The 15,921-nt window shown below is 42.0% G+C and carries 11 protein-coding genes; 8 read left to right on the top strand and 3 right to left on the bottom strand.

Features of this window, described 5'->3' with window-relative positions:
* Positions 1–11: 11 nt before the first annotated feature.
* Together HPK16_RS05745 and HPK16_RS05740 are read left to right on the top strand one after the other, a co-directional pair.
* The gene (locus HPK16_RS05745; protein ID WP_181676047.1) at positions 12–587 is read left to right on the top strand and encodes a bifunctional transcriptional activator/DNA repair enzyme AdaA; all 576 of its coding nucleotides are present in this window, start codon (positions 12–14) and stop codon (positions 585–587) included.
* Positions 587–1,078 (top strand): methylated-DNA--[protein]-cysteine S-methyltransferase, encoded by a 492-nt coding sequence (locus HPK16_RS05740; protein ID WP_246369286.1) that lies wholly within the window; start codon positions 587–589, stop codon positions 1,076–1,078. The genes HPK16_RS05745 and HPK16_RS05740 overlap by 1 nt, the downstream gene beginning before the upstream one ends.
* Here the strand turns inward: HPK16_RS05740 and HPK16_RS05735 are convergent.
* From HPK16_RS05735 to HPK16_RS05725, 3 genes are all read right to left on the bottom strand, one after another.
* Positions 1,075–1,374 carry an MGMT family protein gene (locus HPK16_RS05735; RefSeq protein WP_181676046.1) on the bottom strand — a complete coding sequence of 100 codons (300 nt, stop codon included), beginning with the start codon at positions 1,372–1,374 and terminating at the stop codon, positions 1,075–1,077. The genes HPK16_RS05740 and HPK16_RS05735 overlap by 4 nt on opposite strands.
* 72 nt (positions 1,375–1,446) lie before the next feature.
* Complete coding sequence (gloA, locus tag HPK16_RS05730; RefSeq protein ID WP_220132262.1) at positions 1,447–1,830, bottom strand: lactoylglutathione lyase; 384 nt, start codon at positions 1,828–1,830, stop codon at positions 1,447–1,449.
* Between the two features lie 62 nt (positions 1,831–1,892).
* Positions 1,893–2,729, bottom strand: coding sequence for a YihY/virulence factor BrkB family protein (locus HPK16_RS05725; RefSeq protein WP_181676045.1), 837 nt, complete (start codon positions 2,727–2,729; stop codon positions 1,893–1,895).
* 195 nt (positions 2,730–2,924) lie between these two features.
* Between HPK16_RS05725 and HPK16_RS05720 the strand changes: the two genes are divergently transcribed.
* The 6 genes from HPK16_RS05720 to HPK16_RS05695 all read left to right on the top strand — a co-directional run bounded on the left by HPK16_RS05720 (position 2,925) and on the right by HPK16_RS05695 (position 15,908).
* Positions 2,925–5,702 carry a YhgE/Pip family protein gene (locus HPK16_RS05720; RefSeq protein WP_181676044.1) on the top strand — a complete coding sequence of 926 codons (2,778 nt, stop codon included), beginning with the start codon at positions 2,925–2,927 and terminating at the stop codon, positions 5,700–5,702.
* 151 nt (positions 5,703–5,853) lie between these two features.
* Positions 5,854–7,341 carry an AcpB/EbpR/MafR family transcriptional regulator gene (locus HPK16_RS05715; RefSeq protein ID WP_181676043.1) on the top strand — a complete coding sequence of 496 codons (1,488 nt, stop codon included), beginning with the start codon at positions 5,854–5,856 and terminating at the stop codon, positions 7,339–7,341.
* A 271-nt stretch (positions 7,342–7,612) separates the two neighbouring features.
* Positions 7,613–8,602, top strand: a complete 990-nt coding sequence (locus HPK16_RS05710) for a choloylglycine hydrolase family protein (protein ID WP_181676042.1) — start codon at positions 7,613–7,615, stop codon at positions 8,600–8,602.
* A 324-nt stretch (positions 8,603–8,926) separates the two neighbouring features.
* Entirely contained in the window at positions 8,927–9,643 is a 717-nt protein-coding gene (locus tag HPK16_RS05705) for a Crp/Fnr family transcriptional regulator (RefSeq protein WP_181676041.1), read from the top strand.
* A gap of 344 nt (positions 9,644–9,987) precedes the next feature.
* The gene (locus HPK16_RS05700; RefSeq protein WP_181676040.1) at positions 9,988–15,276 is read left to right on the top strand and encodes an Ig-like domain-containing protein; all 5,289 of its coding nucleotides are present in this window, start codon (positions 9,988–9,990) and stop codon (positions 15,274–15,276) included.
* A 137-nt stretch (positions 15,277–15,413) separates the two neighbouring features.
* Positions 15,414–15,908 (top strand): DUF4352 domain-containing protein, encoded by a 495-nt coding sequence (locus HPK16_RS05695; protein WP_181676039.1) that lies wholly within the window; start codon positions 15,414–15,416, stop codon positions 15,906–15,908.
* Positions 15,909–15,921: the final 13 nt, after the last annotated feature.

The raw sequence follows: 15,921 nt of genomic DNA, 5'->3' as shown, positions 1-15,921 counted from the left end.
GTAATGAGAAGATGGGAAGCGAGGTGGCGGAATTGGTGACGGTGGAGCAGTGGCGGGCAATTTGTGAAAATGATGCGGATTATGATGGGCAGTTTTTCTATGCGGTGAGTACGACGCGGATTTTTTGTCGGCCTTCGTGTAAGTCGCGGACGCCGAAGCTTGAGAATGTGCGGGTATTTTTGTGCGCGGAGGATGCGATGGATGCGGGATTCAGGCCTTGTAAGCGGTGCAAGTCGGGTGGCGTGAGGTTGCCGGATGCGGATTGGGTGGCGCAGATTGAGGCTTATATTGGTGAGCATTATCGGGAGCATTTGACGCTTTCACGGATTGCGGATGGGTGTCATGGCAGTGCCTATCATCTGCATCGGGTTTTTAAGGCGCAGACGGGGATGACGCCGCTTGATTTTGTGCATGTGGTGCGGATTCGGGAGGCGTGTGTGTTGCTGGAAACGACGGAGATGCGGGTGATGGAGATTGGTTCTGCGGTTGGAATGCCGAATGCGGCGCAGTTTGCGACGTTGTTTAAGCGGACGCAGGGCGTGACGCCGAGCGGGTATCGGAAAAATTGGAAGGAGTTGCAGGCGTGATGAAGCAGATTTTTTATGATCGGCTGGATGTGGCTGGGATGGCGCTTTATATTGGGATTAGCGAGCGCGGATTGGCGTTTGTTGGTTCGGATGGGGCGGATATAGCGGAGTTGGAAAAGTGGGGCGAGAGGGTTCGCGTGGATTTGATAGTGGATGAGACGCGGGTGAAGCCATATGCGGAGGGGATTGCGGCGTATTTGACAGGGGCGCGACGGGATTTTGATTTGCCGCTGGATATTGCTGGGACGCCTTTTCAGGAGGCGGTTTGGCAGGCGTTAGCCGCGATTCCTTATGGGGAGACGAGGACGTATTCGGAAATTGCGCAGGAGATTGGGAAGCCACAAGCGGTGCGGGCAGTTGGGACGGCGATTGGGGCGAATCCAGTTTTGATGGTGGTGCCGTGTCATCGTGTGATTGGAAAAAATGGAAAAATAACGGGGTACCGTGGTGGTGTCGCGATGAAGGAACGGTTGTTGCGATTGGAGGCTTAACCTTGCCAAAAACAGCTTTTTAAGCGAACGTTGCCATTTGGTGTGAAAGGGATGCCTTCTGCTCTTAGTAGGTCGTATTGGGCGGACCAGCCTGGAACGAGTCGGCCTTGGGAGTTGACGACACGGTGGCTTGGGATGCTGGCGTCGCTCGGTGTTAAGCGCATGGCTTGGCCAACAAGACGTGAATTTTTAGGGCGTCCGAGCATGTATGCGATTTGACCGTATGTTGTGACTTTTCCGTGTGGGATTTGGCGGACGAGATTGTAGATGTCTTGCTGAAATTCGGCGTGTTGCATAACGTGTTTCCTCCTATATGTAGATAGTAAAAGAGAGCAATGCTGGAAACTGCTCTCTTTTTTGCGTTCTAATTAGCGATTTTGGATAACTTCGGTTTTGTAGCCGTCTGGATCCATCACGAAGAAATACGATGGTTTTGTTCCTGGTAGGCCTTTTAAGTTGGTGACGCTGTAGCCGGCTTTTTCGAAGGTTTCGTGTGTTGCGGATAGATCATCGACGCCAACTGCGAGGTGTCCATAGCCGTTTCCGAGATCGTAGGCTTCTGCTTGGTCGTAGTTGTAAGTCAGTTCCAATTCGAATCCGCCTTCTTCAAATGCAAGGTAGACGAGTGTGAATTTGTGGTCTGGGAAGTCTTTGCGACGTGTTTCTTTCAGGCCAAATGCTTCGGTGTAGAAAGCTAGCGATTTGTCTAAGTCCTTGACGCGAATGCATGTATGTAGCATTTTGATACTCATGATAAAATTCCTCCTAAATAGCGATTTTCTCTCGTTTTCATTGTAATATATCCACGCATTGATTACAAATTTTGTTGTTTGTAGGAGTCGGTGATGACGTTTATAAACGCGCCGAGTAGCAGGATAATCGAGACGAAATAGAGCCAGAGCATGATGACGATCATGATGCTTAGGCTGCCGAAGCCGAGAATTTTATCGCCTTGAAAACTGACATACGCGGAGAGTAGTTCGGTTGCAGCGAGCCAGCCGACTGTGGCGAATAGGGCACCGATGACGCTTTTTCTGATTTGCCATTTTACGTTTGGAACGAGCCAGTAGATGATGAGGAACAGGATGAATAAGAAAATTGGTGTGATGAACCATTTGGCGGCGCCTAAATTGGCGAGGGCATCAAGATTCAGGTCGAATTGATCCTGCAAAAACCCTACGATTTGTTCGCCAAATGCGAAGACAAAGACGACAGCGCCGAGGATTACGATGATAACGAGCATCATCACGAATGACATGATGCGGGTTACGATGAAATTTTTGCGATCAGGAGCTTGGTAGACGATGTTTAGAACTTCTTGTAGGGCGCTGAAACATTTCGAAGCGGACCAAATTGCAGTGATTAGACCGAGTGAGATGGCGGTGCCGCTTGCGTTGGTGAGCATGCTTTCAATCACGGGATGCAGGATATCGTACACTTCTGGTGGCATGAATGTTTGGAGTGTGGAGTAGACTTCTTCTTTTGGGATTGGTAGTAAGGGGATTAGATTGCCGAATACGAGCATCATTGGCAAAATCGATAGCAATATGTAAAAGGTGAGTTGGGCGGCGTGGGCGGTGATTCGCGCGCTTTTCCAGTTTGTTTTGGCGAGTTCTGTTACTTTTTTTAGTTTGGCTTTGTTTAATGACATATTAGTGACTTCCTTTCGTGAAATGGTTTCCTATATATAGATTTCCCCTTCGCTTGTTGTTTTTAAACGTCAGCGCCATTTTTGTGCCAATAAAACGACAAAATCAAGAATTTGCGAGGCTTGAAAAATTATATACTTGTATTTGTAAGCAAGAGATGACAGACACCCCCAAAATTTGAAGGAGGAATTACAAATATGAATATGGTCAAAAATGAGTGGAAAAAGCTATTTCGCAATAAGGTTTTATTAATTTCTTTTATCGCAATTTTATTTATCCCAATTATGTATGCGAGCTTTTTCTTGAAATCAGTGTGGGACCCATATGGTAAGGCAAGTCATTTGCCAGTAGCTGTTGTGAACTTGGATGAGACGGTGGATTTTCAGGGACAGAAGATGGATGTCGGCGATCAACTGGTCGCTAAACTGAAAAAAGATGATTCGCTTGACTGGCGCTTTGTTTCAAAAGAAGAGGCGCAGCAAGGAATGAAGGATTTGAAGTACTACATGATCGTGACGTTGCCAAAGGATTTCTCGAAAAACGCAACGACACTTCTAGATAAAGACCCGAAGAAAATGGAGATTGGTTATGAAACGAATGGATCGCTTAATTTTATCGGGGAAGAAGTAACGAAGATGGCGATTGAGGATTTGAAGGCGCAAGTGAGCACGAGTGTAACGAAAGGTTACGCAGAAACGATTTATGGACAGGTTGGTAAACTTGGAAATGGTATCGAACAAGCGGCAAACGGTGCTGGCGAAATTGCGACAGGTAGTGGAAAACTAGAAGCTGGTAATGATAAAATAACGGCAAATCTGAATAAATTAGCGAGTAGTACACTGACGTTTGAAGATGGCGCAGATACGCTGAATGTTGGGTTAAATGAGTATATCGATGGTGTGGAAAAAGCGAATAATGGCGCGGCACAACTGGATGCTGGTACGAAGAAACTTTCTTCAAGCGTTGGCCCATTAACGAACGGTGTTGCGGCACTTGACGCTGGTGCGAATCAACTATCAAGCGGTGTTGGCCAATATACATCTGGTGTGAACGAGTTAAATAAAGGCACGAATTCTGCTCTTGCTGGTTCATCTAGCTTAACGCAAGGTTTGACTGATCTAAATGGTCAAATCCCGAATTTACAAAAAGGTGCGGGCGAACTACAAACTGGTCTAGAAAAACTGAACACAGGAAGTGCGCAATTAAAATCTGGATTGGAAGAGCTGAGCACGAATCTTTCAAGCCCGACGAGCAAGTCTCAAATCGCAGAATTACAAAGTGGTTTGAATCAATTTAAAACAGGACTTACGGAATTAAACCAGCAAGTAAACAACACGACATTGACGAGTATTGTTAATAAAGGAAACGCGATGGAGCCAACGATCAACAGAATAGAAGAACGTTTGGCGGCATTGGAAGCTTTAACGAGTGGTACGCATCACGACCAAATTCTTGCAAAAATTGAAGGTTCAGCCTTAACTCCAGAAGAAAAAGCAATTTTGGTCAACGATATAACACCCATTTTGACTGATCAAGCGCAAAAGCAAAACGAAGTGATTCAACTGATGCACAAAGATTTAGAAGAATTGAGTCAATTAATTGCGGATATTCCGGATAGTGTTGGCGAAATCGAAGCGCTACAATCTGGTGTGAGCCAATTAAACAATGGTTTCAACGGCAATCCTGGAATTTATAGCGGGACGAATGCTCTTATCGGTTCGATGTCTGATATTCAAAAAGCAGTCGGTAGTGCGAACGATCAGAATACACTACTTGGCGGCGCGACGGCACTGAACAACGGTATTGCAGACGCGACAACTGGTGCGAAAGAATTGAACGCAAAAGTACCGGCTCTAGCAAGTGGTGTGAATCAATTAACAGACGGAAGCCAAGCGCTAAACAGTGGCTTGAAGAAAATCAATGATGGTACATCTGAATTAGGTAGCAAATCCTCAGCTCTAAATAATGGTGCAACAAAACTTGCTGGTGGCATGAATACTTTCTCTGGCCAATTACCAGCTTTGACAAACGGTGTAAATGCGTTAAATAACGGCGCGGCACAACTTGCAGATGGCACGAATCAACTAGTAGCAAACGCTCCAAAACTACAAAATGGCGCAGCAGCCTTAAGCAATGGCGCAGGAGAAATTCACAACGGATCAGCACAATTAGCAGCAGGTTCGGGACAACTTGGATCAGGAATCAACACACTAAATGCAGGTGCAACAGAACTTTCGACACAATTAGCAGCTGGAAGTCAACAACTTGGTCAATTACACCCGACAGATAAGAATTTTGAAATGTTCGCAAGCCCAGATAAAGTTAATCACAAAAATTATAGTACAGTTCCAAATTATGGCGCAGCTTTAGCACCATATGTCATGTCACTAGCACTATATGTTGGTGCTCTAGTATTCAACTTTGTATTCCCTATCAGAAAAATCTCGATGCGTGGTCAAACAAGCACAGCATGGTGGGCAAGTAAAGCATCGGTTGGCGCAGTTGTCGCAATCGTGATGGCACTTATCCAAGCAACAGTGATGCTGGTACTCGGATTACACGTAGATTCTCTAATCGAATTTTATGCCATGGCAATGACGACTTCACTCGCTTACATGTTCATCATCATGTTCCTAGCGATGACGTTCGATAACCCAGGTCGCTTTGTAGCAATGATTCTACTGATCGTACAACTTGGCGGTGCAGGCGGAACATTCCCAATGCCACTAACAAACGGATTCTTCAACGCGATCCACCCATTCTTGCCAATGACGTACTCCATCTATGGATTCAGACAAGCCATCACAGGCGGAATCGGCATGAACGTTTACTTGCAAAGTATCTTCGTTCTTCTAGGAATCTTCGCAGTATTCGCAGCGTTACTATGGTTCGGTATGAAACAATTGCAGAAGAAACATCTTGAAGGCATATCTCAATTAGATAATAATCAAGAATTACAAGCTTTAGAAGATTAATAAGGATGGCCCTGTATTCTAAAATGGATGCAGGGCCTTTTTTATGGGGAAAATTTTGAATGAGAAGTATGAATGGAGGGTATAAGTATTGGGAAGCATCGAAAAGCAGGATAAGGCATGGCTATAGATATTTTTAAAGGGGGTATTTCTTTTGAAAAACGATATTTATCGGGCGATTGACCAGAGTACAACGAATAGTATGATGATTTTGCGGATGATTTCGGAGGAGTCGCGTTGGTATACGGTGAATGAATTGAGTGAGCGCTTAGATATGATTCCGCGGACGGTTCAACGCTATTTGGTGGATTTATTGGAGAAAGTGGATGGCTATCAGGATGATAAAATTCAGTTGCATACGGCTAAGAATAAGGGCGTATTCCTTGAAATAATGGCTGGTGCGGATGTTGTTGGTTTTGAATTGTATCTTTTAGAGGATAACGTGACGTTTATGTTGATGAAAGCTGTTTTTTTCGAGGAATTTACGTCGGTGAAGAGATTTGCGATGGATAATTTTTTGAGTGAGACGACGGTTCGGCGGACGTTAAAAACTTTTCAGGAATTGCTGGAACCGTATGGAATTTCTTTGAAGCGCGAAACGTATGAGCTGGTGGGGACGGAGACGCAGATCAGGATGTTTGCTTATAGTGTGTTTTGGCGGATTTATCGGGGGGCGTTGTGGCCGTTCGATATTGTGGATCAGGAAACGATTGAAGATGCGACGGAGCGGGTGAGTACGAGTTTGCGGTTGAACTTGACGCATGTGCAGAAGAATCAGATTGGTTATATTTTGGCGATAAATATCATTCGAATCCGCAAAAGGCATACGGTGGACATGAATCCGAATTGGAAAAACTATCTGGACTTGGACAATGATTTTAAAAGGTTGAACAAAATGAAAGCTGTTTTTGAGTCGATGAATATTCAAAAGGAGGGCGAGATTTATTTCTTCTATTTGTTGATGGAGACGCGTCCAAAACTCTATGAAAATAGTGAGCTGGCGCGGCGAATTATGGCGCCTCATCAGAAAAATGAATCGGATATTTATTTGGCGACGGAAGCTCTGATGCGTGCTTTCTCGGCAGAAATTATAGATATACCGGAGAAAAAGAAAGAAACCTTCTTCAAAAACAGTTTTTGTGCGCATCTTTTTTGTACGTTGTTTAAGAGCTTTTCAGTAGATATTAATGGATATGAGTATTTGCATCGGGTGGCGGAATATTATCCGAACTTGTTTGGAAAGTTGGATGAATTATTGGATGAGTTGTATGAGGAGACGCGGAACGAGTTATTTTTGGAGAAACAGTTTTTATTGACGAGGTATGCTTTGTTATTTTCTTCTATTAAACCGCTGACGTATTTTGAGGAGCAGGTTCAGATTGTTTTGGATACGGATTTGCCGAAATTGGCGGAGAATAATTTGCGTCACCAGATTGATGATACGTTGAAATATCGTTATAAGGTCCATTTTTTGAATAAGAATAGTGCGCATCAAGCGGATGTGATTTTGACAACGATTTCGACGCCGATGATGATGGAGCAGTATCATCGCGGGAAGATACTTTATATTGGGCCAGAGCTGTCTGCTAGGGATTTCGCGAACATATCGAATATTGTGATTGAGACAATGGGGAATAAATGATGAAGGGAAGCTGCTGAATTTGGCGGCTTTTTTTGTTCGGTTAAAAATGTGCAGATAATACGACAAAATTGCGAATTTGCAGCGCACTAGATTCGATATAATAGGTATTGTAAGTGAGAGAGACATGAAGATGTGGCAACGTTTTAGAAGGAAAAGCAAGGCAGTCAAAAATGTACCGCTAAAACGACAAAAGAACAGAATCAGTCGAACAGAAACTCGCTATAATAGGTAGTATAGTAAACAAATACAAATTTGAAGGAGAGAATTAATTATGTGCACAAGCTTCGTATTAGAAACGTTGGATGGGAAACATGTATTATCAAGAACGATGGATTTCGCTTTTATCTTGGAGGCGAATCCGACGGTGAGCCCGAGGAATTATGCGTGGGAATCTTCGACAGATGGTGTGAGCTACACGAATGATTATGCGTTTGTTGGCGCTGGCAGAGAGCTAGATAAGTACATTTTCGCGGACGGGTTGAATGAGAAAGGCTTGAGTTGTGCGTCCCTTTATCTGCCGGGCGAAGCGGTTTACGCGCCGGAAGCGGTGGATGGGAAAATTAATTTGGCACCGCAGGAATTCTTACTTTGGATGTTAGGTACGTGTGCGACGATTGAAGATGTGGAGGCGAAGTTAGCGGACATCAATCTGGTGGATCAACCGGTTGCGTTACTGGGAATCACGACGCCGTTACATTGGATTTTCACCGATAAGAGTGGACGCTGTGCGGTGATTGAGCCGACGGAAACGACGCTACGGATCAAGGAAAACCCAGTTGGCGTCATGACAAACACGCCGCGTCTCGAATGGCATATTGAGAATTTGCGCAACTACACAGGTTTACAAGCGCAACAACTAGCACCAGTGAAGTTCGGAGATTACATCGCGAAACCTTTCTCACAAGGAACAGGGACAAGTAAATTACCAGGTGGATTCACGCCTCCAGAACGTTTTGTCCGCGCAGCATTCCTGAAAGAAAACGTGGTTCCCGCGAAAAACGAGGAAGAAGCAATCACGAATGTGTGGTACATCTTGAATAGTGTCCGCATCCCGAACGGCGCGGTCATTAAAGAAAACGGCGACCCAGATTTCACGCAGTATGTGGCGTCGATGTGTTCCGAAAGCAAGACGTACTACTTCACTTCCTACGAAAATAATCAAATCAACAGTGTCACGTTGACGGATGAACTTTTAGAGAATATCAAAGAACCAATCACATATGTTGTGGAAACTCCGCAAAATATAAAACGATTAGTATAAGCAGTTGCATATATCACGGAATATTCTTACTACAAAGAGGAGCTAGAGTAGAGATAAATTGTAGCTCCTCTCTGATAATTATTAAATTATCAGTAGAAAAATAATTGCGAATCGAATATAACAGCAAATGTAAGATAAAGAAGTAGAAATATAGCTTTTTATAGACCATAAACGTATAGCAAAAAGTCATAAAATGTTCAAAATACTATCTATTTATTCTGGATTTTAGAAAATGGATTCCTATTTTTGTTCTATACTAAGTTCCGTTCACTACTAAGAGAAGATGCATATAAATAATCAATAGTGTGGAAGGAGGACATTTAGATGCAGAATAAAATGTTAGACATGAACAGTTTGTACAGTGAAGACTCTATAGCAAGCCAGTTTAGCGAGCACAAATTCCGCCGCTTTATAGAAGAAGATTGCATATTTCCAGTGAGAGGTGTGAAGAAAACCTTCAATAGGAACGATATTATTTTGAAAGCTAGTGATGATTTAAATGCGATTTATTTTATTGAAGAAGGCATTGTGACGGCGACTATTGGAAAAGGTGTAGTTGTTGATTTTTATACAGCACGAGATGTACTTGGACTTTCTAATTTGATGCTTGGAAGTAGTCCATTGTATACATATCAGGTTCTATCCGATGAATTGGTTGTGACCAGATATGCAAAAGAGGACATCATTGAAAAAATAATGAACACACAAGAGGGTTACTTTTATCATTATGTGCACATGCAAAATCAGATGAAGCACATGGTGAAAAAAGAGGAGCTTCTCAGACTTCCGACCCGGCAAAGAATTAGCTCTGTGCTCCTAGAGTTAGGTCAGAAATACGGTAAAGAGACCGCAGAAAAAAATATCATCAGCTTTCCGAGGCAAATAAGTAAAGGCATGATTGCTCAATACTCAAACTTAAATCCTAATACGATTACAAGCGTGCTACAAAAACTACAAGAAGAAGGATTCATCTATACCATCAAAAGTGCGATTTACATGGACCAACCTAAGCTGGAAATGAAATTAGAAGTTTTTTCGTAAGTTGTCACAAAGTATTCGAAAATTATTATTTTAATTCTAAATAGTGGAAAACAGACCAAGATTTCTATTATATACTGAGATTCAACAGCAAGGATGGTTTATTATAAGCAACGTTCCGTAGAGCTGAAATGAAAATAGTTATTAGTAATATTGAATTTTTAATATTTGGATAAAAAATTATAGTTAAATTTTTAGATAGTCAAACTCAAATAAGAAAGGGTGTAAAAAATGGAAAAACGAAATAATCCGATTGATTCAAGTTAACTCTTTTGAATTCAGTCCAAAAAATAGTTGCGCAACTATAAGTACAAATAATAATTTAAATCAGAGGAGGACATTAATTAATGTCAACGAAAAATAATATCGTCAGAAAAAGTGGAACAATCGCTTTAGCAACCGTCTTGGTTGGGAGCACGCTACTAAGTACACTACCGGTTAACGTATTTGCAAGTGAAGAAGCACTTAAAAATGCAGTGTCAGAAGCGGCACCTACTGCTGCCCCTGCTAACGCAACGGAGGTAGCAACATCCGAACAATTGAAAGCAGCTTTGGTGAGTACAAGTGTAACAGACATTAAATTAACAGCGGATATTAAGCTTACAGCCAGCTTTAACTTTACAACACAAAAAAATCTATATGGTAACGGGCACACGCTAGATATGAATTTGAATAATATCGGAGTTGCCAAAGTGGATGCAGTCAATCGCATAGAAGATTTAACAATCACTAATCAAGCTATTTATCCTTTATTCTGGTCACAATATGCTGGGGTGCAAGTCACTTATAAGAATGTGACTGCTAGCGGTAAACAATTTGTATACAACAGCAGTGGCACGACTATTTTAGAAGGAAATATTAAAGCAACTGCCGATTATCATGAAGTTTTTGAAGGAAAGAACTTGATAATTAAAGAGGGAGCAAATGTCGATTTCTCCTCCATTGAATCTACTTTGACGGGACTTTATGTCACTGGAGATCTGATCCAAGAAGCAAATTCTAATATGAAAGTCGATTCGAAATCATATACGCTTTATGTGGCTAATAATAGTGCACAAATTTCTATCGCAGGAAATCTAGAGCTAAAATCTGCAACGAAGCAAACCATTTATGCAACTGGAGGAAATATGGTTGTTAAAACAGGAGCTAAATTCAAAGCTGATGCAGGTGATACTATTGAAGAAGGTATTTCCATTACAAATGGTAGTTTGACAGTTGAAACAGGAGCGGATTTTGTCGCAACATCTAAGGGCGTACAAGGAACTGTCCAAACGGGTAAAGCATTAACATTTGAGAACGGTTCGAATTTTGCCATTACAAATACGAATGCAACAGGCTCTGTTTTTGCTAACTATGCTGGCGCTTCAACCAAAATTAACATCAATTCTGATAAAGGCCTATCCACATGGGATTATGGTTTCATCAACAATGATAAGCCAACGCATAACTACAACGATTTTAAAACAGCGACATTTGATTTATCTGGTTGGGCTCTAGGTAACTTAAGTCAACAGAATTTAACATCAAACAGCGCGCAATTCCAGTCACAATTTGTAAGTAAAACGACGGGTAAATTATTTGGTGGTAGCTATGCCTTAACGAATATTGCTCAAACAACAATTGAGAATCTTACGACAGATTCAATACATGTTGTCGGTGTAGCAGAACCAAACGCAAACATCGTTATTACGAATGCAACAGGAGGAATACTAGGTTCTGGAAAAGTAGGATCTGATGGTTACTACGATATTACTATTGCTAAACAAGCCGCTGGTACAGAAGTGACAGCAACAGCTGACTCCAATGGCATTAAATCTTCTGCAAAAACGACAGTCATCCAAGCAGCTATTGAACAAACAACGATTGCACCTATCACAACAGACTCAAAAAATGCAACAGGGACAGCGGAACCAAATGCGGATATTGAAATTAAAGCAAATGGGGAAGTCATCGGATCTGGAAAAGTGGGATCAGACGGCGCATATAGCATCACAATTTCACAACAAGATGTAGGGACAAGAGTCACAGCAACAGCGACAAAAGGAACAGCATCTTCTTCAGCGACAACGACTGTCACACAAGGTGACCTTGCACAAACAACTATCTCAGCGTTAACAACAAAATCAGAGCTAGCAGAAGGAACAGCAGAACCAAATGCATCCATCGTAATAAAAAATAGTGTTGGTGAGACACTTGGAAGCGGAAAAGTAGGTTCTGATGGAAAATATAAAATTACCATTGAAAAACAAGTTGCTGGGACAGATGTGATTGCCACAGCCACAAAAGATGGCAAAACATCTACCGCTCAAACAACAGTTGTTCGTGGTGAAATTGATACGACAACAATTAACGGGCTTACTACTGAGTCAGAATCCGTTTCAGGAAAAGCAGAACCAAACGCAACAATTGTTGTAACAGATCAAGATAATGTAGTACTAGCAACAGGTCGCGTCGGATCAGACGGAATTTACAAAGTAACGATTGACAAACAACCAGAAGGAACAACTGTTTCAGTAACAGCTGCTTTAGCAGGATTAACATCTACAGCATCAACGATTGTAGAACGTGATGGTATTGATCAAACGACGATTAACGCCCTTACAACGAATTCTGAATCTGTTTCAGGAAAAGCAGAGCCAAACGCAAACATTGTTATTACCGATCAAACTGGTAAGGAACTCGCAAAAGGACGTGTCGGATCAGATGGTATTTATGTCCTGTTGATTGCGAATCAACCAGAAGGAACCGTCGTAACAGCGACAGCTACAAAAGATGGTAAAACATCGGATGCACATACAACAGTAATACGCGATTCGATTGCGCCAACTACAATTAATGCTTTAACAGCTGATTCAGAGAAGGCGACAGGAACGGCAGAACCAAATGCAGATATCGTGATTAAAAATGCAGCAGGAACAATCATTGGATCAGGAAAAGTAGGATCCGACGGTAAATACAGCTTAACAATTGACAAACAAGCAGAGGGAACGGTCGTAACAGCAACAGCGACAAAAGATGGCAAAACAGCAAGTACAGACACAGTCGTAAAAGCAGGACAAAATATTGCACCAACAACGATTAATGCTTTAACAACTGATTCTGAAAAAGCAATAGGAACAGCAGAACCAAACGCAGCAATCGTAATCAAAAATGGAGCAGGAGTGACAATCGCAACAGGAACAGTAGGGTCTGATGGTAAATACAGTTTGACGATTGAGAAACAACCAGAGGGAACATTAGTGACAGCGACAGCCACAAAAGATGGCAAATCAACCTATGCCCAAACAACAGTAATCCGTGATGCGATTGCGCCAACAACGATTAACACATTAACAGCTGATTCTACAAACGCAACAGGAACAGCAGAACCAAATGCAGCAATCGTGATTAAAAATGGAGCAGGAACAACAATCGCATCAGGAACAGTAGGCTCCGACGGTAAATACAACTTTATAATTACACCACAAGCAGAAGGAACAGTAGTTACAGCAACAGCGACAAAAAATGGCAAAATCGCAAGTGTAGAGACAGTCGTAAAAGCAGGACAAAATATTGCACCGACAACGATTAATGCTTTAACAACTGATACTGTAATTGCAACAGGAACAGCAGAACCAAATGCGAGCATCGTGATTACAAACGCAGCAGGAAAAACAATTGGCTCAGGAACAGTGGCATCCGATGGTAAGTATAGCTTAACGATTGAAAAACAAGCCGCTGGAACAGTAGTAACAGCAACAGCTACAAAAAATGGAAAAACAGCATATGCAAATACGACTGTAATAGACGATAAATTTGCAGCACCAACAATCAATGATTACTACGTGAATGACGGCTATGTTACTGGAACAGCTCCAACAGGTGCGAAGAAAGTAACGATTGAAGTAGCAGGTAAAATCATTCGTACGGTAGATGTTGCAGCAAATGGCACGTACAGAATCTATGTCAATGATAACGCAGCGATGGGTGTAGCAGGAACAACTTTCCAAGCTTATGCAACAGACGCTACTGGTAGAACGAGCGATAAAACAACAAGTACAGTCAAAGCAAAAGCCGTGGTAGTCACTCCTCCAACAATCAATAACTATGTTGTAGACAGCGGTTATGTTACAGGTAAAGCAGCAGCTCCTGCAACAAAAGTAACGATTTCAGTTGGTGGCAAAGACATCCGCACAGGTGACGTAGCAGCAGACGGCACATTCAAAATCTATGTGAATGACAATGCTGATATGAAAATTGTAGGTAAAGAATTTACAGCCGTTGCCAAAGACGCAGCAGGTAATGTAAGTACACCAACAACTGCAACGGTACAAGGTGCAACACTTTCGAAACCAACGATTGACGCTTACTATGCAGGCCAAGAATATATTACTGGTAAAACAGACAAAGCGACAAGTAAAATTGGTCTCTACGACAAAGCTGGCAACTTACTTCGTTACGGCGCAGTAGATGTAGCAACAGGAACATACAAAATCTATGCTTCTGATAAAACAGCGATGCGCGTTGTCGGTGATGAATTCTCCGTCAGAGCCATTGACGTAGCCGGAACAGCAACAGAACCAACAAAAAGCACGATTCTAACAGCGCTTTTAGGCAAACCATCGATCAATGATTACAACAAAGGCGACGAATATGTCACTGGTAAAACAGACCTTGCAACATTCAAAATCGGTCTTTATGACAACAATGGCACACAACTACGCACAGGCTTAGTAAATCCAGATGGCACGTACAAAATCTATGCATCGGATAAAGCATTCATGCAAGTGATTGGCAATAACTTCACCGTTCGCGCCATTAACTCGGCGAACGTTCCTGGTCTAGCAGCAACATCAACTGTTTTAGGCGAACGTATCCCATCGGTTGTAACAGCAACAGATTACAACCTAGGCGACAACAATATCACTGGGACATACACAGGAGCTGGCGCGAAAGTACAACTATTCGTGAATGATGTACTCGTTAAAAATGGTGCGCTAGACACAGCAACTGGCACATATCAAGTCTATGCAAAAGACTACATCAAAACAGCGACAGACAAAGTAGAAATTGTATTATACGACAAAAACTGGCAAGAACTAGATCGTACACCAGTTAACGTAAAAGCGGCAGCAGGCCAAACATTAAAAATTACTCCAGATGCCTATACAATTGGCGATTCTAATGTAACAGGTACGCTTGATGGTGTTAGTACAGGTATCAAACTGTACGTGAATGGCGAACTTGCCCGCACAGGTCAAATAAATGGAGACGGCAAAACATTTGCCATCTATGCACAAGATAAAATCAAGTCTGCAACAGATGACGTAAAAGTCGTTGGAACAGATAAAGATGGCAAAGAAGTAACCGTAACCGTAACAGTCAAAGCCGCAAGTGAGTCACCAGACGCACTAAAAATCGGAGCTATTTCTTATACGCTAAACACAGATAATATTACTGGTTCATACACGGGCACAATGAACGGCGTAGAACTTTGGGTAAACGATGAGAAAGTTCGTACAGGTGGATCTGATGCCACTACACAAACATTCTCTGTATACGCAAAAGACAAAATCACGTCCGCAAGTGATAAAGTTCAAATTAAAGGTTACGACAAAAACTGGAATCCAGTAACGATTGATGTCACTATAAACTAATTTTTTGAAGGCAGGCATCCTAGGACGATGGTTTTAGGATGCCACCTTTTAATAAATAGGTACGTTTGAAATTGTCAACAAATCTTGATATTGACAGGATTTTATATATCTCTACTAAAAGAAATGAGGATTTTCTAATGAAAAAATATCAAAAAATAATGGTTGCCGCAGCTACTGTTTTAACATTAGGTACAACAATGGCAGGTTGTAGTGCTCCAAAAGAAGACGAAACTCCAAAACAAACACAACAAACGCAAACCGATATAGGTAAGAAAAAGGTTATCACAGACATTGAAATGACACCGAAAAATTTTACACATAAACAAGATGATACTTTTAATGAAAAAGGAAAAGAATTAACGGTTATCCCGATGCATATTGCGAATAAGACAAAATCAGAATTCGGAGTTGGTGCAGGGGACTTTCACTTAGAAGCCGCGGACGGAAAGAAAATCGAAACATTTGGTTACCATGACAGCTTCGGCGATATCATTCCCGCTGGAAAAATATTGGACGGCAACGTATATTTTTCCATTCCGAAAAATGGTAAAGATTATACATTAGTCTACCATCCGGCGAATGCAGCAAAAGAACGAACGTTGAAATGGACAATCGGCGCACCTAAAAAATAAAGAAAAGAAGGTA

Origin of the sequence: Paenilisteria rustica (assembly GCF_013820765.1) — a bacterium.
In the GTDB taxonomy this organism is placed as follows: Bacteria; Bacillota; Bacilli; order Lactobacillales; family Listeriaceae; genus Listeria_A; species Listeria_A rustica.
This window is presented reverse-complemented; position numbering and strand designations above follow the sequence as displayed.